Source organism: Citrobacter sp. CRE-46 (genome assembly GCF_059615875.1).
In genome coordinates this window covers 2,838,231-2,858,344 of sequence record NZ_CM184341.1, presented here as the reverse complement: position 1 = coordinate 2,858,344, position 20,114 = coordinate 2,838,231, and the positions used below count along the sequence as shown (strand labels likewise).

The 20,114-nt window shown below is 52.2% G+C and carries 22 protein-coding genes and 1 pseudogene; 7 read left to right on the top strand and 16 right to left on the bottom strand.

Going from position 1 to position 20,114, the window contains the following annotated elements; translation table 11 throughout:
• The first annotated feature begins 64 nt into the window (after positions 1-64).
• Positions 65-589, top strand: a complete 525-nt coding sequence (gene sodC, locus AC534G_RS13890) for a superoxide dismutase [Cu-Zn] SodC (RefSeq protein ID WP_085049404.1) — start codon at positions 65-67, stop codon at positions 587-589.
• Here the strand turns inward: sodC and AC534G_RS13885 are convergent.
• The 3 genes and pseudogenes from AC534G_RS13885 to AC534G_RS13875 form a co-directional block, all read right to left on the bottom strand.
• A pseudogene (locus AC534G_RS13885) lies at positions 565-2,605 on the bottom strand (FUSC family protein). The gene sodC and the pseudogene AC534G_RS13885 overlap by 25 nt on opposite strands.
• Positions 2,602-3,465 carry an efflux RND transporter periplasmic adaptor subunit gene (locus AC534G_RS13880; protein ID WP_038640386.1) on the bottom strand — a complete coding sequence of 288 codons (864 nt, stop codon included), beginning with the start codon at positions 3,463-3,465 and terminating at the stop codon, positions 2,602-2,604. The pseudogene AC534G_RS13885 and the gene AC534G_RS13880 overlap by 4 nt, the downstream one beginning before the upstream one ends.
• A 2-nt stretch (positions 3,466-3,467) precedes the next feature.
• Positions 3,468-3,704: a DUF1656 domain-containing protein gene (locus AC534G_RS13875; RefSeq protein WP_038640388.1), complete on the bottom strand. Its 237-nt coding sequence runs from the start codon at positions 3,702-3,704 to the stop codon at positions 3,468-3,470.
• Positions 3,705-3,896: 192 nt separating this feature from the next.
• Here AC534G_RS13875 and slyA point away from each other — a divergent pair, with 192 nt between their 5' ends.
• Complete coding sequence (gene slyA, locus AC534G_RS13870) at positions 3,897-4,337, top strand: transcriptional regulator SlyA (protein ID WP_019076732.1); 441 nt, start codon at positions 3,897-3,899, stop codon at positions 4,335-4,337.
• A 46-nt stretch (positions 4,338-4,383) separates the two neighbouring features.
• On the opposite strand, the gene slyB is transcribed toward slyA, so the two are convergent.
• Entirely contained in the window at positions 4,384-4,851 is a 468-nt protein-coding gene (gene slyB / locus AC534G_RS13865; RefSeq protein WP_003029175.1) for an outer membrane lipoprotein SlyB, read from the bottom strand.
• Between the two features lie 273 nt (positions 4,852-5,124).
• Between slyB and anmK the strand changes: the two genes are divergently transcribed.
• The 5 genes from anmK (at position 5,125) to pdxY (ending at position 9,705) form a co-directional block, all read left to right on the top strand.
• Entirely contained in the window at positions 5,125-6,246 is a 1,122-nt protein-coding gene (anmK, locus tag AC534G_RS13860; protein ID WP_069324196.1) for an anhydro-N-acetylmuramic acid kinase, read from the top strand.
• 93 nt (positions 6,247-6,339) lie between these two features.
• Positions 6,340-6,663: a C-type lysozyme inhibitor gene (gene mliC, locus AC534G_RS13855; RefSeq protein WP_038640393.1), complete on the top strand. Its 324-nt coding sequence runs from the start codon at positions 6,340-6,342 to the stop codon at positions 6,661-6,663.
• Between the two features lie 59 nt (positions 6,664-6,722).
• On the top strand, positions 6,723-7,379 hold the full coding sequence (gene pdxH / locus AC534G_RS13850; RefSeq protein ID WP_038640396.1) for a pyridoxamine 5'-phosphate oxidase: 657 nt from the start codon (positions 6,723-6,725) through the stop codon (positions 7,377-7,379).
• Positions 7,380-7,505: 126 nt separating this feature from the next.
• Complete coding sequence (gene tyrS, locus AC534G_RS13845) at positions 7,506-8,780, top strand: tyrosine--tRNA ligase (protein WP_038640399.1); 1,275 nt, start codon at positions 7,506-7,508, stop codon at positions 8,778-8,780.
• Positions 8,781-8,844: 64 nt separating this feature from the next.
• Complete coding sequence (gene pdxY, locus AC534G_RS13840) at positions 8,845-9,705, top strand: pyridoxal kinase PdxY (protein ID WP_061381401.1); 861 nt, start codon at positions 8,845-8,847, stop codon at positions 9,703-9,705.
• 107 nt (positions 9,706-9,812) lie between these two features.
• Here pdxY and gstA read toward each other — a convergent pair whose 3' ends face one another.
• The 12 genes from gstA to blr all read right to left on the bottom strand — a co-directional run bounded on the left by gstA (position 9,813) and on the right by blr (position 20,071).
• On the bottom strand, positions 9,813-10,418 hold the full coding sequence (gene gstA, locus AC534G_RS13835) for a glutathione transferase GstA (protein WP_110498117.1): 606 nt from the start codon (positions 10,416-10,418) through the stop codon (positions 9,813-9,815).
• 104 nt (positions 10,419-10,522) lie between these two features.
• The gene (gene dtpA / locus AC534G_RS13830) at positions 10,523-12,028 is read right to left on the bottom strand and encodes a dipeptide/tripeptide permease DtpA (protein ID WP_038640405.1); all 1,506 of its coding nucleotides are present in this window, start codon (positions 12,026-12,028) and stop codon (positions 10,523-10,525) included.
• 613 nt (positions 12,029-12,641) lie between these two features.
• Positions 12,642-13,277 (bottom strand): endonuclease III, encoded by a 636-nt coding sequence (gene nth / locus AC534G_RS13825; RefSeq protein ID WP_038640407.1) that lies wholly within the window; start codon positions 13,275-13,277, stop codon positions 12,642-12,644.
• A complete protein-coding gene (locus tag AC534G_RS13820) occupies positions 13,277-13,969 on the bottom strand; it encodes an electron transport complex subunit E (protein WP_038640410.1) in 693 nt (230 codons plus the stop codon). The genes nth and AC534G_RS13820 overlap by 1 nt, the downstream gene beginning before the upstream one ends.
• Before the next feature lie 3 nt (positions 13,970-13,972).
• The gene (gene rsxG / locus AC534G_RS13815; protein ID WP_038640412.1) at positions 13,973-14,593 is read right to left on the bottom strand and encodes an electron transport complex subunit RsxG; all 621 of its coding nucleotides are present in this window, start codon (positions 14,591-14,593) and stop codon (positions 13,973-13,975) included.
• 9 nt (positions 14,594-14,602) lie between these two features.
• Positions 14,603-15,655, bottom strand: a complete 1,053-nt coding sequence (gene rsxD / locus AC534G_RS13810) for an electron transport complex subunit RsxD (protein WP_110498113.1) — start codon at positions 15,653-15,655, stop codon at positions 14,603-14,605.
• A complete protein-coding gene (gene rsxC, locus AC534G_RS13805) occupies positions 15,656-17,680 on the bottom strand; it encodes an electron transport complex subunit RsxC (RefSeq protein WP_110498111.1) in 2,025 nt (674 codons plus the stop codon). It lies immediately after the preceding gene.
• On the bottom strand, positions 17,673-18,251 hold the full coding sequence (rsxB, locus tag AC534G_RS13800; protein WP_032943340.1) for an electron transport complex subunit RsxB: 579 nt from the start codon (positions 18,249-18,251) through the stop codon (positions 17,673-17,675). The genes rsxC and rsxB overlap by 8 nt, the downstream gene beginning before the upstream one ends.
• A complete protein-coding gene (rsxA, locus tag AC534G_RS13795; protein ID WP_003029144.1) occupies positions 18,251-18,832 on the bottom strand; it encodes an electron transport complex subunit RsxA in 582 nt (193 codons plus the stop codon). Before rsxA ends, rsxB begins: the two co-directional genes overlap by 1 nt.
• Before the next feature lie 76 nt (positions 18,833-18,908).
• Positions 18,909-19,349, bottom strand: coding sequence for a DUF2569 domain-containing protein (locus AC534G_RS13790; protein ID WP_038640418.1), 441 nt, complete (start codon positions 19,347-19,349; stop codon positions 18,909-18,911).
• Between the two features lie 91 nt (positions 19,350-19,440).
• The gene (ydgT, locus tag AC534G_RS13785; protein WP_008784684.1) at positions 19,441-19,656 is read right to left on the bottom strand and encodes a transcription modulator YdgT; all 216 of its coding nucleotides are present in this window, start codon (positions 19,654-19,656) and stop codon (positions 19,441-19,443) included.
• Between the two features lie 289 nt (positions 19,657-19,945).
• On the bottom strand, positions 19,946-20,071 hold the full coding sequence (gene blr / locus AC534G_RS13780) for a division septum protein Blr (protein WP_038643149.1): 126 nt from the start codon (positions 20,069-20,071) through the stop codon (positions 19,946-19,948).
• Positions 20,072-20,114: the final 43 nt, after the last annotated feature.

Genomic DNA, 20,114 nt, shown 5'->3' with positions numbered 1-20,114 from the left:
CACCGTTCAAATTTGTGTCACTGGTTTACACTTATCAATCAGACACCTTTTAGACGGAGGTCTTATGAAGCGTTTGAGTTTAGCCATTATTACCTTACTGGCCTGTGCAGGTGCGCAGGCTACCAGTGAAGAAAAAGTGACGATGAATCTGGTGACGTCGCAAGGCGTCGGCCAGGCGATTGGTACTGTCTCAATTACTGAAACCGGAAAGGGGCTGGAATTTACCCCCGATTTGAAAGCGTTGCCGCCGGGTGAACATGGTTTCCATGTGCATGCCAACGGCAGCTGCCAACCGGCGATTAAAGACGGGAAGGCGTCAGCGGCGGAATCAGCGGGAGGACATTACGACCCTCACCAAACGGGTAAACACGAAGGCCCGGAAGGTGCAGGCCACATGGGTGACCTGCCGCTGCTGGTGGTGAATAACGATGGTAACGCCACAACACCGGTCGTTGCGCCCCGGCTTAAATCCCTGGATGAGGTAAAAGGTAAGGCGCTGATGATTCATGTGGGCGGCGATAATATGTCCGATCAACCGAAACCACTTGGCGGTGGCGGAGCGCGCTACGCCTGTGGCGTTATCAAATAATCAGCTGCTTAGCGTACCCGGTGGTGGTGCCTGTTCAAGCTGTGACAGCGAGCAATGCAGCCGCCAGACGAGGGCCGACAACTCCTGCGCAGCAGGTTGGTGATGGTGGGCGAGCGTCTCGCAGATACGCTGTAGCTCGTTTAGCGTGGCATTCAACGGTCGTTGTTGGACGCCGCGCTCACTCATCACGTCGCGAAGCAACGCGATACATACGTCCCTGACGCGAGCCAGCGGATCTGAGCGCGCCTCCCAGGTACGCAGTTGCCACACCACATGCGAGCAGTTCAGCAAGACAACCCCCCAACGTAATAACCAACGCCTCGCCAGCGCATCCTGACTGTTACTCAGCTGGCTGACGTGATGATAGGTCAACGACTCAAATTCATTCTCACTGAGTGCAGGATGTCGGCTGAGCTGATCGACAAAATCCCGACGCAGGGCGCGAATATGACGGCGGCTTTTCCGCGCATCCGATCCGGGGCGTAGAATGGCGAATGCCAGCCATGACAGCGCCACGCCGGTGATTTTCGCCAAATTGTCATTCAGAAAATCAGCAAAATCGTATACCGGGGGATTCGTTACCGCGATGAACGATCCCATAAACACGATAAGCTGCCCCCAAAGCCCCGCCAGCGCAGGCATTTGTAGCTTTAACAACTGCATGGTGGCGAGGAGCGGGAAGAGAAACAGGATGAACTGCCAGAGGTCGGTAATTTGTACCATCAAACCAAACTTGACCACAAAGCTAAACAGCGACAACAGAACCAACGTGCGCATTAACAAGGAAAGTGATTTGAAGGGCGTGGCAACGGCGGAATACAACACGCTGCTGATGGCCGCGAGCGTGAGTGCGCCAGATCCTGATTCCCATTGTGCGCCAATGCTCCATGCGCCGATAAGCATCAAAGTGCAGAACGTGCGCAACCCGCTCCAGATAGCTTCCGCATTATCGGTATGGCGGGCAAGCCCTGGCGTACGAGCAACATTGATACGTTCGGCGGTAACGCCATTTTCCAGCAAATGCAGGTAATGGCTGCTACGTAAGTAGAGGCGGCAAAAATAGCGCAGCCGTTGCCAGAAGGCGACGTGTCGATAATCGCGGGCATCGACGGGCCGCAGTGGGGCGATGATACGCGCGACGGTATAGCTGTCGGTATTGGATTTGACCAGCGCGCCAAGTAATTGCTCAATGATATCGCGGGTATTAGCGGGAGGGTTAGGCCAGTTCAGCAGCATTCTGCGCAGGCTGGAAATCACGCTGGTCATACGTAGCTGCTGATGCAACAGCGAATTGAGTAAGGCATTTTGGCGGCGAAAGCGGTAGTGACTCCAGAACGCCTGTATACGCAACAGGTTCATGGTCAGAATCTGACCGATAACACCTTCATGTGCCGTGCGGATGGCATCCGTTGTCTCCGGTTGCCAGAGCAAGCTGGCATGTTCCAGCAAACGCGTATGCATGTTTTTCAGTGCTGTAAGCAACGTGGTGCCATCGGAGGTGCTGGGTAGGATCATCATCATCATACCCCCGCACAAGATGCCGACAATGACCTCGCATACGCGGGCCTGCGCGATATCCCATAACTGCGTGATCTCGACGGTATTGACCATGGGAAACGCGATGATCGCCGCCGTGTAACCCGCCAGTTGAAAGGCGTAGGCGACGTTATTAGTAAAATGCGCGCAGGCCCAGGTACAAAAGCCGATCCAGACTGACATGCTCAGCAGAAAAAGCCACGGTTCATTGAGGGTATGGCCGGCAATAATCAGTGCGGCTGTCGCGCCAAGTAAACTACCGGCTACACGGCCCAGGCTTTTGCTGATCACCCCGCCGACGGTAGGGAAACTCACCACCGCCGCGGAAGTCATCGCCCAATAGGGCTCGTCCAGATTGAGATAATAGGCGAAGGTTAACGCCAGACACATTGCAATGGTGTTACGCAGCGCATAACGCCACTGTGCCGGCGTGGCTTTAAACCATGGCCAATTGCCTGGCGTCAGGGGGGGCATTTTCATTTACGCTGGCCGATGGAGACGCTACAGGTGGTACCAGAAACCAGTGTGACATCCTGCGGTAAAGCGTCAAATTCAATGCGTACAGGGACACGCTGCGCCAGACGTACCCATGGCACGTTAGGTTTGATGTCGGGAATCAGACCGGAATCGCTTTCAACACTTTGGTCATAGATTGCGCGACCGATGCTGGAGACGTGACCCTGTAACTTAACGTTGCCGCTGTAGAGTGTAATTAACGCCGGTGCGCCTTCGCGTATGTGACGCAACTTCGTTTCTTCAAAATACCCCATCACATAAAAAGAGTGGCTGTCGACAAGAGCAAACAGCGGCTTACCGGTGGAGGCGTAGTCGCCGGTGCGGGTTGAAAGGTTGGTGACCCAGCCCGCTACGGGCGCTTTGACGACCGTTTGCGACAGTTGCCATTGCGCCTGGCGCAAACTGGCCTCGGCTGCTTCAACGCTTGCCTGCATCGCTTTTACGTTGAGGTTGGCGGTATCCAGATCTTCGGCTGAGATATAATTTTGCGATAAGTGACGACGGCGATTGGCTTCGTTATTCGCTTTTGCCAGATCGGATTGTGCTTTCGCCAACTGTGCTTGCGCATTCAGTTCAGCAATGTGAAACGGTGTCTTGTCGATAGTAAACAGGACATCACCTTTATTCACGAACTGGTTATCTTTTATATTGAGTTCATTAATGCTGCCCGAAACCTGCGGTGTGATGCTGACCTGTTCTGCGCGCACTTTGCCATCACGTGTCCAGGGCGATTGCATATAGTAATTCCACATCCACCATCCGGCAAAAACTGCGATTGCAGCGACTATAATGGTTGAGAAGTATTTAATGGTTTTGAGCGACATAATCACCACACAATCAGCATAACAAAGGCCAGACCTACGCTAAGCGTAAAGAGAGACAGATCCATCAACAGGGGATGCCAGATCTCACCGGAATAAATCCAGTCGCGCAGCAGGCGATGAACAACCAACCAGAGAATAAACCCTGCGACAAACGCCTTGAAAATGGGAGGGAAGTAGACAGATGCACCGATCATTAAATCTTGTAGGGGCAATCCTGTTGCATTAAACATAAACTTCACGGGCAAAATCCTTGACGGAAGAGAGCATTGCTATAGGTTTAGCAAAAAAGAGACGATGAGTCTCTGTAACACATAATGTCTGAAAAAATGTCAACCGGTAAGCAAATTTGGCAATACATTTGTTTTGAGAATACAAATGCTGCACACTATTCTAAAATCAGTACAATAACTTAGCAAGCTAATTATAAGGAGATGAAATTGGAATCGCCATTAGGTTCTGATCTGGCACGGTTGGTGCGCATTTGGCGTGCTCTGATTGACCATCGCCTGAAACCTCTGGAGTTGACGCAGACGCATTGGGTTACGCTGCACAACATTCATCAGTTGCCACCGGATCAATCGCAGATCCAGTTGGCTAAAGCGATTGGCATCGAACAGCCTTCGCTGGTACGTACGCTTGACCAGTTGGAAGAAAAGGGACTCATTTCACGACAGACTTGCGCCAGCGATCGTCGGGCAAAGAGAATTAAACTGACCGAGAAAGCCGAACCACTGATCGCAGATATGGAAGCGGTTATCAACAAGACACGTGGAGAGATTCTGGAAGGGATTTCAGCTGAGGAAATTGATCTGCTGATAAAACTGGTCGCCAGACTGGAACACAATATTATTGAACTGCAGTCTCAGGGCTGAGACGAGAGATGACGTGTGGCCAGAGCCTGACCACACGTAAATTCGATTAACGTGGAGACACGGTAACCTGGCTGCCGTTGTTCGCCATAACAACACGCTGACCCGCAGAGAATTTGGTCGCGCCCTGTTTCTGAACCACCATGATGGTATTACCATCATCCTTACGGATTTCCAGTTCGACACCCTGAGTTTTATTCATCGCGCCTTGCACGCCCTGGCCCGCAACGCCACCGGCAACTGCGCCTGCAGCCGTCGCTAATGAACGACCCGTACCGCCGCCGACGGTGTTACCCAGGAACCCGCCAAGCACCGCACCACCGATAGCACCAATTACGTTTGCGTCATCGCCACCCTGGATTTGCACCGGACGAACATGAACAATCGTACCGTAGGTAACGTTCTGAACTTGTTTCGCTTCGGATGCGGTATATACGTCGCCTGAAAGGCTATCATTGTTCACGCAGCCCGCTAAAGATACGCCCATTAATGAAACAATCAGCACACGTTTAATCATTTACAAATCTCCTTTGTCACCACGAAACGCTAATAAAGCCCCATCATGGTTAAATTATATGGCATTTGTGAGCCTGAGGTCACATGTTCCACTGGCACAATATGAAAATCTTAACCGAAATCGGATCAACCGAGTATAAACGAATCATTCATATAATTGATGTAATTAAGCGACCGTTGGCATGATTTCCTCTCAAAAATCATTCAGGAAGCATGGCATTAGTCTGCACTTTATGGTTGAGTGTCAAGGCTAATTTGCTTAAAAGGATGACGTATGAAATCGGGCCGTTTTATCGGTGTTATGTCTGGAACCAGCCTTGATGGCGTCGATGTTGTGCTGGCGACAATAGATGAAACGATGGTTGCACAGCAGGCGAGTCTGACCTGGCCTATCCCTGGTCATGTAAAACAGGCGATTCTGGATATCTGCCAGGGGCAGCAGCTTACGCTTTCTCAGTTTGGCCAACTGGACGCGCAACTGGGTTATCTTTTTGCTGAGGCGGTAAATGCGCTACTGGCGAAGGAAAAATTGAAACCGCAGGATATCGTGGCGATTGGCTGCCACGGACAAACCGTGTGGCATGAACCGAACGGCGCCGCGCCGCACACGCTGCAAATTGGTGATAACAACCAGATTGTCGCGCGTACCGGGATAACCGTCGTCGGCGATTTTCGTCGACGTGACATCGCGCTCGGTGGGCAGGGCGCGCCACTTGTTCCTGCGTTTCATCAGGCACTGTTGGCTCATCCTACGGAACGGCGGATGGTGCTGAACATCGGCGGAATTGCCAATTTGTCTCTGCTTATTCCGCAACAACCCGTTCGTGGATACGACACCGGGCCGGGCAATATGCTGATGGATGCCTGGATCTGGCGGCAATGCGGTCAACCCTACGACAAAGATGCGCAGTGGGCCATTTCAGGAACGGTAGTCCTGCCGTTGCTGCAAAATATGCTTAACGACCCTTATTTTTCCACGCCCGCGCCCAAAAGCACTGGTCGTGAGTATTTCAATTACGGCTGGATAGAGCGTCATCTGGCGCAGTTCCCGGGAATCAGCCCACGCGATGTACAGGCAACGCTTGCCGAGCTGACGGCCGTCACCATTTCAGAGCAGGTCTTGTTAAGCGGCGGTTGCGATCGCCTCATGGTATGTGGCGGTGGAAGCCGTAATCCCCTGCTGATGATGCGTCTGGCGGCGTTATTGCCAGGTACCGAAGTCACTTCTACCGATGAAGCCGGGATCAGCGGCGACGATATGGAAGCGTTAGCCTTTGCCTGGCTGGCGTGGCGAACGCTGGCTGGATTACCGGGAAATTTACCTTCTGTGACCGGGGCGTCAGAGCCGAGCGTGTTAGGGGCGATTTATCCTGCCAATCCGCGAACTCAGAGTTAACTGAAATTATTCAGCGCGGCATACCGGTAAACTAGGGATATTAGGGAGGGTGCCATTACCCTCCGGGACCAGGAAAGTCTTCAGGATAGGGCTATGAAAAAACTGTTGTTAGTATGTCTGCCGGTACTGCTTAGCGGGTGCAGCGTGTACAACCAATTTGTTGAGCGTATGCAAACCGACACGCTTGAATACCGCTGTGACGAAAAACCGCTTACCGTGAAGCTGAACAATACGCGCCAGGAAGTGAACTTTGTTTATGATAATCAGCTATTGAACCTCAAACAGGGCATGTCGGCATCGGGGGCGCGCTATACGGATGGTATCTACGTCTTCTGGTCTAAAGGCGACGAGGCAACGGTCTATAAACGAGACAGAATTGTGCTAAATAACTGTCAGTTACAGAACCCGAAGCGTTGAGATTTTCACCTGGGCGGCGCACAATAGCGTCACCCACTGACAATCCGTAGCCCAACATCATGTCTGATAACGACGAATTGCAGCAAATCGCGCATCTGCGCCGTGAATACACGAAAGGCGGTCTTCGCCGCCACGATCTTCCCGCCGAGCCCCTTGCGCTGTTTGAGCGTTGGCTGGGGCAAGCCTGCGATGCCAAACTGGCAGATCCTACTGCTATGGTTGTTGCGACCGTTGATGAAAACGGTCAGCCGTATCAGCGCATCGTGTTGCTCAAACATTATGATGACAAAGGGCTGGTTTTCTATACCAACCTCGGTAGCCGCAAGGCGCATCAAATCGAGAAGAACCCCCGTATTAGTTTGTTGTTCCCATGGCATACCCTGGAACGGCAGGTGATGGTGATTGGCAAGGCTGAGCGCCTTTCCACGCTTGAGGTGGTGAAGTACTTCCACAGTCGCCCACGCGACAGCCAGATTGGCGCCTGGGTATCTAAACAGTCCAGCCGGATCTCCGCTCGCGGCATTCTTGAAAGCAAATTCCTTGAGCTGAAGCAGAAGTTTCAGCAAGGGGAAGTTCCGCTGCCCAGTTTCTGGGGCGGCTTTCGCGTAAGTATTGAACAAATGGAGTTTTGGCAGGGCGGCGAAAATCGTCTGCACGATCGTTTTTTATACCAACGTGAAGATAACGCGTGGAAAATTGATCGTCTGGCCCCCTAAAGATGCAAAATTCTTGTTTTAAGCGCTGGTGCTGATCAATCCGGCGCTTTATTCTATGTTTCTTTCGCATCAGGCGAAAAGTCGTGTACCGGCAAAGGTGCAGTCGTTTTATACATGGAGATTTTGATGGCAAGCAGTAACTTGATTAAACAATTGCAAGAGCGGGGGCTGGTGGCCCAGGTGACGGACGAGGAAGCGTTAGCAGAGCGACTGGCGCAAGGCCCGATCGCGCTCTATTGCGGCTTCGATCCTACCGCTGACAGCTTGCATTTGGGGCATCTGGTTCCATTGTTATGCCTGAAACGCTTCCAGCAGGCAGGTCATAAGCCTGTTGCACTGGTAGGTGGCGCGACCGGTTTGATTGGTGACCCGAGCTTTAAAGCCGCCGAGCGTAAACTGAATACCGAAGACACCGTGCAGGAGTGGGTGGATAAAATCCGTAAGCAGGTTGCACCGTTCCTCGATTTCGACTGTGGCGACAACTCGGCGATTGCTGCGAACAACTACGACTGGTTTGGCGGTATGAATGTACTGACTTTCCTGCGTGATATCGGCAAACACTTCTCTGTTAACCAGATGATCAACAAAGAAGCGGTTAAGCAACGTCTGAACCGTGACGATCAGGGGATCTCCTTTACCGAGTTTTCTTACAATCTGCTGCAGGGCTATGACTTTGCCTGCCTGAATAAACTGCACGGCGTGACGCTGCAGATTGGTGGTTCTGACCAGTGGGGTAACATTACCTCAGGTATCGACCTGACCCGCCGTCTGCACCAGAATCAGGTATTTGGTTTGACCGTTCCGCTGATCACCAAAGCGGACGGCACCAAATTCGGTAAGACCGAAGGCGGCGCAGTGTGGCTGGATCCGAAGAAAACCAGTCCGTACAAATTCTACCAGTTCTGGATCAACACCGCCGATGCGGACGTTTATCGCTTCCTGAAATTCTTCACGTTCATGGACATTGAAGAGATCAATGCGCTGGAAGAAGAAGATAAGAACAGTGGTAAAGCACCGCGCGCCCAGTATGTTCTGGCTGAGCAGGTCACACGTCTGGTTCACGGTGAAGAAGGTCTGGTTGCGGCAAAACGCATTACCGAAAGCTTGTTCAACGGCAACCTGAGCGATTTGAGCGAAGCGGATTTCGAACAGCTGGCGCAGGATGGCGTGCCGATGATTGAGATGGAGAAAGGTGCGGATCTGATGCAGGCGCTGGTCGATTCCGAACTGCAACCGTCTCGCGGCCAGGCGCGTAAGACCATTGCGTCTAACGCGGTGACCATCAACGGTGAGAAACAATCCGATCCGGAATATTTCTTCCAGGAGAGTGATATCCTCTTCGGGCGCTACACCTTATTGCGCCGTGGCAAGAAGAACTATTGTCTGATTTGCTGGAAGTAAGATTTAGTTAGCAGGGGCGTGGGAAACTACGCCCCTTTATTTTTTCAGGGTTGTGATAAGTAAAATGAAAAATATCCTCGCCATCCAGTCCCACGTTGTTTTTGGTCATGCGGGCAACAGCGCGGCTGAATTTCCGATGCGTCGTCTTGGCGCAAATGTCTGGCCGCTAAATACCGTGCAGTTCTCTAACCACACGCAGTACGGCAAATGGACCGGTTGCGTTATGCCGCCGACTCATCTGACTGAAATCGTGCAGGGTATTGCCGATATCGATAAACTCCAGACCTGTGACGCAGTACTGAGCGGCTATCTTGGCTCGGCAGAGCAGGGTGAGCATATTCTGGGTATTGTGCGCCAGGTGAAAGCGGCCAATCCGCGGGCAAAATACTTTTGTGACCCCGTGATGGGGCATCCGGAGAAAGGGTGTATCGTTGCGCCGGGCGTGGCGGAATTTCATGTGCGTCATGCGCTTCCCGCCAGCGACATTATTGCCCCGAACCTGGTTGAACTTGAAATTCTGTGCGAACATGCGGTTCACAATGTGACTGAAGCTGTGATGGCTGCCCGTGAGCTGATCGCCCAGGGGCCAGAAATTGTGCTGGTGAAACATCTGGCTCGCGCAGGTATTAGCACCGATCGTTTCGAGATGCTGCTGGTCACTGCGCAACAGGCGTGGCATATCAGCCGCCCATTAGTTGATTTTGGCGCGCGTCAGCCGGTTGGCGTGGGTGACGTTACCAGCGGCTTGCTGCTGGTGAAACTGCTCCAGGGCGCGTCTTTACAGCAGGCGCTTGAGCATGTGACGGCGGCAGTGTACGAAGTGATGATCGCCACCAAAGAAATGCATGAGTATGAACTGCAGGTGGTAGCCGCTCAGGATCGTATCGCGAAGCCTGAACACTACTTTAGCGCGACGCAGTTGTAATCAATGCCCGATGGCGCTCACGCTTATCGGGCGTACGTTTGGCCGTCGGCCAGCCAAGTAAGTAGGCCGGATAAAGCGCCTGGCGCCGCCATCCGGCACATTAGTGATTAGCTCAACCCTTCTGCTTTAAGCGCTGCGGCAACCGCCGGGCGTTCAGCCATACGCGCCATATACGCCTCGATATTGCTTAATCCTGCCATATTCAGCTTAACCGTATAAGCCCAACGCAGCACGGTGAACAGATAAGCGTCTGCAATGCTGAAGCGCGGGCCGCAGATCCATTGCTCATCTTTCAGCGATTCATTCACGTACTGCATTTTTTTCTCCAGCTGCGCGCGAACGGTTGGCTTGAAGTCTTCCGGCGTATCGGGACGGAACAGCGGGGTAAAACCTTTATGCAGTTCTGTCGCAATGTAATTAAGCCATTCGATGGTTTTGTAACGGGAGAGGCTGCTGGTAGGGGCGAGGAGGTGGCGGTCTGGCACTGTGTCCGCCAGGTACTGCATGATGGCGACGCCTTCGGTTAGTAATGTACCGTCGTCCAGCAGCAGCGCGGGAACTTGTCCTTTGGGGTTTACCGCGAAAAAATCATCGCCGTTTTCCAGACGTTTCTTCATCAAATCGACACCATCCAGCGTGAAATCTTTACCGCTCTCACGCAGCGTGATGTGGGAAGCGAGAGAACAAGCGCCCGGTTTGTAGAACAGTTTCATCGGTAACTCCTTTTGGCTGAGGTTTATCGTATGGTAGTGCTACCTCAGGTAAAAAAAAAGCCGCTAACAACCGTTAGCGGCCTGAAAATGAGTTTCCCTGAGAATTACGCTGTCGCGGCCTTAGAGGCTTTCTCATTAACGTCATCGTCCTGAGTCATACGATTCAGTTTCGGCGCCGTCAGCAGCATCAGAACAGCGATAACCGCCGTTGCAACACCAATCTGCAGGAACACACGACCGTAGACTTCCAGAGACATCAGCGGGTCAGTCACGTTTTCTGGAACTGCCATCATGTTGGCGACGTAACCGCCGATGATGTTTGCACCGGCAGTGGTCAGGAACCAGCTACCCATGATGAAGCCCATCAGACGTTGCGGAACCAACTGCGCCACCATGGCCAGACCCAGACCGGAAATCATCAGCTCACCGATGCTTTGCAGGCCATAGCAGATGATCAGCCAGTTAACAGAAACGATGCCCGCATCAGTGGCGAATTTCGCACCCAGCGGCAGGATCAGGAACGCACCGGAACACAGCACCATACCAATCGCGAACTTGGTCGGCATCGGCAGCGTATCACCCATCTTGTTATAGATAGCGGCGAGGATTGGGCTACCAATGATGATCCAGAACGGGTTCAGCGCCTGGTACTGCTCAGGTTCAAAAGCAATACCCAGAATAGAGTGTTCAACGTTACGAATCGCGAAGAAGTTCAGTGAAGTCGGCATCTGGCTGTACAGCACGAAGAAGATAATCGCTTCCAGCATCAGAATGAAGGCGACGATCATTTTACGACGCGCAGCACCGTGCATGGTGAAGGCTTCTTTACCGAAGATAAATACGATACCAATGGCAATCACACCCAGAACCATACGGGCGATTTCCTGGTTGTGCAGCAGCCAGGTCGCAATCGCAATCAGAACCACAACGCCAGCGATGGTCAGCAGCAGGTTACGGAAGTTGATCGGCTCAAAGTCAGGTTTAGAACCGTACTGTTTAACCCAGCGCTGACAGAATGCGAAGTTAACCACGGTGATCAGCATACCTACGACGCTCAGCGCGAACGCGGTGCTCCAGCCGTAACGCGCAGCTAACCATGGCGTTGCCAGCATAGAGAAGAATGAACCGATGTTGACGGACATGTAGTACATGGTAAATGCACCATCAAGACGCGGGTCATCTTTTGCATAGCAGGTAGAGAGCAGGGAGGATGGGTTGGCTTTAAACAGGCCGTTACCGACCGCGATGGCCGCCATGCCCATATAAACAATACCGGCATCGTGACCGGACCATGCAACCAGCGCATAACCGATGGCCAGAACAATGGCGCCCAGCATAATGACACGTTTTGTTCCCAGAACTTTATCACCTAACCAGCCGCCGATGGCAACCAGACCATATACCAGGGCGCTAAAGGACGAGAAAAGGGTGATGGAATCCGCTTCTGACATACCCAGTTGCTTAACCAGGTAGACGGCCATAATCCCTTGCAGGCCGTAATAACCAAAACGTTCCCACAGCTCTATCGAGAAAATGAGATAGAACGCTTTCGGTTGTTTGAAGGCGTTTAAACTAACGCTTTCTGTTGGTTTATTGTTTGCAGTAGACACTTTTACCTCTTTTTTTACATCCCATATCAACGGGGGTGTTCAGGTACGTGATGAATCAAGTTCATCCGTCCGATTGTTATAGTGGGAGGGGAAACGGCAAGTAATGTTCACTATCTTGACCATTCAGACAAGTGGTTTGTAATAATCTGTTACATATATCCTGGGTGGTGAAATCATCGGTACAGAGAAATGTTATCTAGCGTTAAATTTCTTCATTTGAAAAATCGCAGATTTTTACACTGTTTAAGTCACCCAAAAACCGCAATGCGGCGATATGTTCTGCTATTTGCAGTTGAATCCAGTGATATAGGCCATTATCTGAAAAATAGCCAGTGTAATGTTTTGTTTAGAAACTGTTCAGTAAGGTCATCTGATTGTCGCTTTAACTAAAAAATAAAAATTATTTAACATTGTGTTGTCTGAGTGATCTGCATCACGTATAGATAGAAATTTCTATTACTAAAAAAACGATTAACCTGCTCTGGTGTTTATACGCAAGAATAATGCGTTAGATATGCGCAGTTGAATGGCATCATCGACGGGAAAAGATTGTTTAGGGAGTGCATAACTAATCGTTATGTGTCAAAGGGGCAAAGGGAACGCCCCATCAGTATCATATATCAACTTTCTCTTTGAATTCGCAGAGATCTTCGATGATGCAAGAACCGCAGCGCGGTTTTCTGGCAATACAGGTGTAGCGGCCATGAAGGATTAACCAGTGATGGCAATCGACTTTAAATTCACTCGGTACGACTTTCAGTAATTTTTCCTCTACCTGCTCGACGTTTTTGCCTGGCGCAAATTGCGTGCGATTACAGACGCGAAAAATATGGGTATCTACCGCAATGGTAGGCCAACCGAAGGCGGTATTTAACACCACATTGGCTGTTTTTCGCCCAACTCCGGGCAGGGCCTCTAATGCGGCCCGGTCTTCTGGCACTTCGCCATTATGTTTTTCCAGCAGAATGCGGCAGGTCTTAATCACGTTCTCCGCTTTGCTGTTGAACAACCCGATTGTCTTGATGTAGGACTTAACCCCGTCTACGCCGAGCTCCAGCATAGCGGCAGGGGTATTGGCGACAGGGTACAGCTTAGCCGTGGCTTTATTGACGCTGACATCGGTGGCCTGCGCGGAGAGCAAGACCGAAATCAGCAGTTCGAACGGCGATGTAAAATTCAGCTCAGTGGTCGGATGCGGATTGTTATCACGCAGGCGTGTCAGTATTTCCAGCCGTTTTGCTTTGTTCATTACACATTCCCTGTTTCACCAACCGGACTGTCTGCAACAGCCGCTTCGGCACGACGTTTCTTCATTTTCTCATCGATCAGATATTTCACCGCCAGCATCAGACCCAGACCAATGAAAGCGCCCGGTGGCAGCATGGCCAGCAGAAACGGCGTATCGGTATGGAAGATCTCTACGCGTAGTACTTTAGCCCAACTGCCTAACAGACCGTCTGCGCCATCAAATAGCGTGCCGTTACCAATTATTTCACGCAGCGAGCCCAGAACAAACATAGCCCCAGTTGCGCCCATACCGATGGAGAACCCATCAAGGGCGGATAATGCCGGGCCTTTTTTAGCTGCGAAGGCTTCAGCACGACCAACAACAATACAGTTGGTCACAATCAGCGGAATAAAGATCCCCAGAGACTGATACAGGCCAAAAGCGTAAGCATTAATCAGCATCTGTACCGCACTCACGACGGAAGCGATGATCATGACATAAATCGGAATACGAATTTCAGACGGTGTCCAGCGACGCAGGGCTGAAATGGTCAGGTTCGTCAGCGTCAGGACGAGCGTAGTCGCCAGTCCCAGACCTAACGCATTGGTGGCGGTAGACGTTACCGCCAGCAGCGGGCACATACCAAGTAACTGCACAAGCGCGGAGTTATTTTTCCATAACCCCTGGACAATGACATCTTTAATTTCGCTCATGGTTTATTCTCCACAGGCGCTAAGTTGAGGGAGTTGCGCTGGCAACGTCTGCGCATACAAACCGGCGCGTTTCACCGCATTAACTACCGCACGCGGCGTAATGGTTGCGCCAGTAAACTGGTCGAAGTCGCCGCCATCTTTCTTCACCGCCCAGTGGGCATCGTTACCCGCGCCGATCGTTTTGCCGCTAAAGTGGGTGATCCAGTCGGACAGACGCAGCTCAATTTTATCGCCCAGCCCCGGCGTTTCATGGTGTTCAGTCACGCGTGTGCCCAATACGGTACCTGTGAAATCCACACCAACCAACAGCTGAATAGCGCCGGAATAACCATCTGGGGCAGTGGCTTCGAGAATTGCCGCAACAGGTCGATCGTCCTGGCGCGCGATATACACACGGTGAGTCCCTTTACCTAACGCCTGCGCGTTCACCAGATAGCAACTCTCAGACAACGCGTTATTGTAGCGATCGCCAGGCAGAACCTGATCAAACAATACTTTTTGCTGCAACGCCGCTTGTTCATCGATAGTGGATTTGGTTAATTGATTGATTGCCGCGGTTAACCCCGTAGATCCAGCGGCAAATAGCGCCAGAGTAATACCGTGTTTACGAATCGTTTTCAGCATATGTTGTCCTTAGCGATGTCCGTACACGCGAGGGCGGGTGTAATAATCAATCAGGGGAACCGTAATATTTGCCAGCAACACGGCAAAGGCCACGCCATCAGGATAGCCACCAAAACTGCGGATTAACCACACTAACAAACCCGCAAGCGCGCCAAAAATCAGGCGACCACGGTTGGTGGTCGATGCCGTAACGGGATCGGTAAGAATAAAGAAAGCGCCGAGCATCGTCGCGCCAGAAAGTAGATGTAACTGAGGCGATGCCAGCGACTCTGGCGAGAAAATCCAGCCTAAAGTAGCGCAAACAGCGAGCGACAGCAGGAAACTAACCGGGATATGCCAGCGAATCGCTTTTTGCCATAACAGCACAATGCCGCCAGCCAACCAGGCAAGGTTAACCCACTGCCATCCGGCGCCCGCGAGCATGCCGCTGTAAATCGGGTACTGCATTACCTGTTCAACCGTTCGTCCCGCATGCAGAGAAGTTTTGAAGGTATCAAGGGGCGTAGCCTGGCTGATGCCGTCGATTCCCATACGGAGCGCGTTCATATCGCTGCCGCCCGCGGTATGTCCGGTAAAGATTACGTTCAGAGCGTCAAAGAATCCGGGTACCGTGGCTGCAATTTCCTGCGGCGGCAGCCAGCTTGTCATCTGCACCGGGAATGAGATAAGCAGTACGACGTAGCCAATCATGGCGGGATTGAACGGGTTTTGCCCGAGGCCGCCATACAGCTGTTTTGCAATGATAACGGCAAATACCGTACCTAATACCACCATCCACCAGGGGGCCAGCGGAGGAATACTCACGGCCAGCAGCAACCCCGTAAGGAGCGCGGAGTTATCTTTTAAAATCGGCGCAATGGGTTGTTTCCGCAGTTTAAGTACAGCCGCTTCGGCGCCGATAGCGCTAATGGCGGCCAGAACGATCTGCAACAACGTCCCCCAGCCAAAGAACCATAGCTGCGCGACGATTCCCGGCAATGCAGCAAGTAACACCAACATCATGATGCGTGATGTCTGACGTTGGTTATGGGTATAAGGGGAGCTTGCTATTCTGAATACCATTTATTCCTCGTTTACAACCTGCTGCTGTGCGGCTTTTTTAGCCTGGGCGCGTGCGATAGCGGCCGCGACGGCGGCTTTACGCGGATCCACCGGTTCAGCGCTTTCAGTCACCGGCTGCTGCTCAAGCTTACGGGCTTTGGCGCGGGCGATTGCCGCTTCGACGGCGGCTTTGCGCGGATCCACCGGTTCAGCGGTTTCAGTCACCGGCTGCTGCTCAAGCTTACGGGCTTTGGCGCGGGCGATTGCCGCTTCGACGGCGGCTTTGCGCGGATCCACCGGTTCAGCGGTTTCAGTCACCGACTGCTGCTCAAGTTTACGGGCCTTGGCGCGGGCGATAGCCGCTTCGACTACCGCTTTACGCGGGTCGGTACCCGCGCTGCTGTCTTCGGTTTTGTGTGAGTTTTCCGTCCGGGCCGCACGAGCCTGTGCTTTACGCGCCTCGCGAGCGGCAATCACTGCGCTATTGTCAGGTTTTTCGCCAGCCTGAATAACAACCGGTTGCATTGCCTGAGCCTGTTTCTCTTTTACGCGAGCCAACGCGGCGGCGATGGCATCATGATCTTTAGCCGCAGGTTGTACGGCAGCGCTTTTGTGGCGTTCAAGACGTGCGGCTTTTTCACGCTCAAGTCGCGCCTGTCGGGCTTCAAAACGTGCTTTGGCTTCCGCGGCGCGTTTTTCTTCCTGGCTAATAGCATAAATCTCGGCCTTTTCCTGGCGGAAATACTGCACCAGCGGAATATTGCTTGGGCATACCCATGCGCAAGCGCCGCATTCGATGCAGTCTGCAATATTGTGAGTTGTGGCTTTATCGTGCTGCTGCCCTTTACTGAACCAGTAGAGTTGCTGCGGCAGAAGATCGGCCGGGCAGGCATCGGCGCAGGCGCTACAGCGAATGCAGCCTTTCTCCTCCGGCGTTTCACCCATTTCACTGGCAGAGGGGGCCAGAAGGCAGTTGGTGATCTTCACCACCGGTACATCCAGCCATGGCAGCGTAAACCCCATCAGCGGCCCGCCCATAATCACCATCTGGTCGGCGGAAGGGCAGAAACCCGCGTCGCTGAGTAGATGACGAACCGGCGTACCTAAACGCGCCCAGACGTTGCCCGGACGGCTGACGGCTTCGCCTGTAAGCGTCACAACACGCTCGGTAATAGGTTCTCCGTCAATGACCGCACGTTTAATCGCGTAGGCGGTCCCGACGTTTTGCATCAGCACGCCAATATCTGAGGAGCGTCCGCCATGAGGTACCTGCTTACCGGTCAGAATTTGCGTTAACTGCTTGGCACCGCCGGACGGGTACTTGGTTGGGATCACGCGTAAGCTGATATCGTGGGAATCGGCCAGCACCGCACGCAGCATGGAAATTGCCTGCGGTTTGTTATCTTCTATCCCCAGCAGGATCTCACGCGGCTGAAGAATGTGCGCGAGGATGCGGATACCTTCGACGACCTGAGCCGCGCAGTCCTGCATCAGACGGTCATCCGCCGTAATGTACGGCTCGCATTCTGCGGCGTTGATGATCAGCGTTTCAATTTTATCGCCGCCGCCCTGTAGCTTAACCCCGGTTGGGAAACCTGCGCCGCCCAGACCGGCGACGCCGTACTGATGAATACGTGCAATAAGCTCTTCCCGACTACGGGAACGGTAATCGGCCCAGCCATCACGCTCAATCCAGCGGTCTTCGCCATCGGCATCAATGATGACGCTTAGCTCGGCTAATGCCGAAGGGTGTGCGGTGGAGTGTGGCGCAATAGCAACAATAGTGCCTGACGTTGGCGCATGTACCGGCAGCATTTTGCCACGCCCGATGGTTAACGCCTGGCCACGCAGGACGGTGTCGCCCACGTTGACACACAGTTCACCTTCCGCGCCAATATGTTGTTTCAGGGGAATAACGAAGCGCGGCGCCAGCGGAACCTGCCGCAGCGGCGTACCGTTTGACTGGGTCTTCATTTCTGGTGGATGAATGCCGCCATCAAAATCCCAGATTTTGTTTTTTCTGAATGCAGAGAATAACTTAAACATGTTGTTCCACAGGAATGATGCGCACAGGGATAGTGTTTAAATCCCATTTCCAGCTATCGGGCGTCTCAGCCACCGGGCGTAATTCGATACATTGCGTTGGACATGGGTCAACGCACAGGTTGCAGCCGGTGCAGAGATCGCTCATCACTGTGTGCATGGCGCGGGTCGCACCCACAATGGCATCGACCGGACAGGCCTGAATGCACTTTGTGCAACCAATACAATTATTTTCATCAATGACCGCCAGCATTCGCACGGGCGTAACATCTTGTTCATCACCATCAATCGGCTGCGGGTCGACGTTCAACAGGGCAGCGATTTTTAACATCACGGCTTCACCACCGGGCGCGCAACGATTGATTTTTTCACCCTGCGAGCCGATCGCTTCAGCATAGGGATGACAGCCTGGATAACCGCACTGTCCACACTGGCTTTGCGGGAGAATTTCATCAATTTTCTCCACGACCGGGTCATCCTCAACGGCAAAGCGTCGCGAGGCGTAACCCAAAATAGCGCCGAACGCCAGACCCAGCAGACTCACTGCGGCAACGGCAATCCAGATAGCATTCATTACAACTTCACCAAACCACTAAAGCCCATAAAGGCCAATGACATTAAACCGGCGGTAATCAGCGCAATCGCATTACCGCGAAACGGAGCAGGGACGTCTGCCACAGCGAGGCGTTCACGAATGGCGGCAAACAGTACCATTACCAGTGAGAAGCCGACGGCGGCAGAAAAACCGTAGAGCGCCGACTGTAAGAAGTTATGGCCGAGGTTAATATTCAGCAACGCCACCCCCAACACCGCACAGTTTGTGGTGATCAGCGGTAAGAAGATCCCCAGCAGGCGGTAAAGCGCAGGGCTGGTTTTACGGACCACCATCTCGGTAAATTGCACGACGACGGCGATGACCAGAATAAAAGCCAGCGTGCGCAGATAGATGAGATTGAGCGGAATGAGGATCCAGGTATCAATCAACCATGCGCAAATAGAGGCCAGCGTCATGACAAACGTCGTGGCCAGGCCCATACCCATTGCGGTTTCCAGTTTTTTGGAAACGCCCATGAACGGACAGAGGCCCAGAAACTTAACCAGTACAAAGTTGTTGACCAGCACAGTTCCGACAAACAGCAGCAGGTAATCAGTCATTTTTCGGCCTGAAATAAAAAAGCCGCCTATTATCTGACAATCTACAACAGGCGACAACAGGTTAACTGTAGGGTTATTACGGGTTCACAAACGTCGACTTAACGCGCTGTGAGCGCTTGAAGTAGGGCACCAGCAGTGCTGCTGCTAACAAAGGGAACAGCAGTTGGCGCACGGCAAAGGCGTCCGGGACGGGTGAAAACGCAAACGCTTTAATCGCCAGTAACACGGAGATCAACAGCCATAAAATATAGTGCTTCGGCACGCAGGTTCTGCGTTTGAAAAACGCAATCGTCAGCCATAACGTGTAATACCACATGGCGATAGCCGTAATAAAAGAGACGCCCCATAACAACAAATTGGTCGTACTTTGCTCACCAAGCGTTTGGAAGGTTTGCGGTGTGGCCAGCGCAGTGACGTAAAGTAACAACGCCAGCGAAGCACTCAACAACGCAACTAACAGCCAGGCCAATGGCCCAAGTAGCCAGCCTCCGATACGTTGTGCCGGTGTGGTAGTCATCTCTTCTCCAGGTTTACGCGCGCGATCAAACATGCCATTCATTTTGGGGCAATTATTATAAAGCTTTTAACGTTGAGCGCTACTTTCTTCTTTATTGCACGTAATGCCAGACTGATTTAGGCACCTGACCGACGTCAAACAGACGACCTCCGGAGATGAGCTCCGCACGACGGTGGTCTGCTGCACGGTACATATTGATAATGTCGTTATCGTCGGTGAGCGTGTAGTTAAGATGATCGAACAGTTTTTCCAGACTTTCGAGTGAACTAATTTTACGGAATTTTAATAAGTAATCCTGAACAGTCATAAAGAGCAATCCATATATAAAATAATACCAACGGAGTAGAAAATATTAAGAAATAAACAACGTGCACAGGTAAAAGCGGATTTGCGCGCAAATGTAAGAAGAGTATGCATACCTGTAAAAAGCAGGCGCTATGTACGCCTGCGGCAAGGTTAGCGCGCTTCGCGATCCCAGGCAATACGCGCGGGAGCGGGATGCGGCATAATTCGCTTTTTTTGACAGAATTGGATCTTTTACAGCCGGACCCAGCAATGCGTGAAGGTGAATTGCGGGGCAAAAAAGCTGATGACGCTTATTTTTTCTGCACTGCTGCAATTGGCTCCGGTGGCTGGTAATTGTCAATATGATTGGCAATACCCAGCAGGATCACGGAGACCGCAAGAACAATCCAACCTGCTAACTCAATAAGACGATTCATTACTGATGACATTTGCTTTGATTTATCCATAAACACAGGCTGC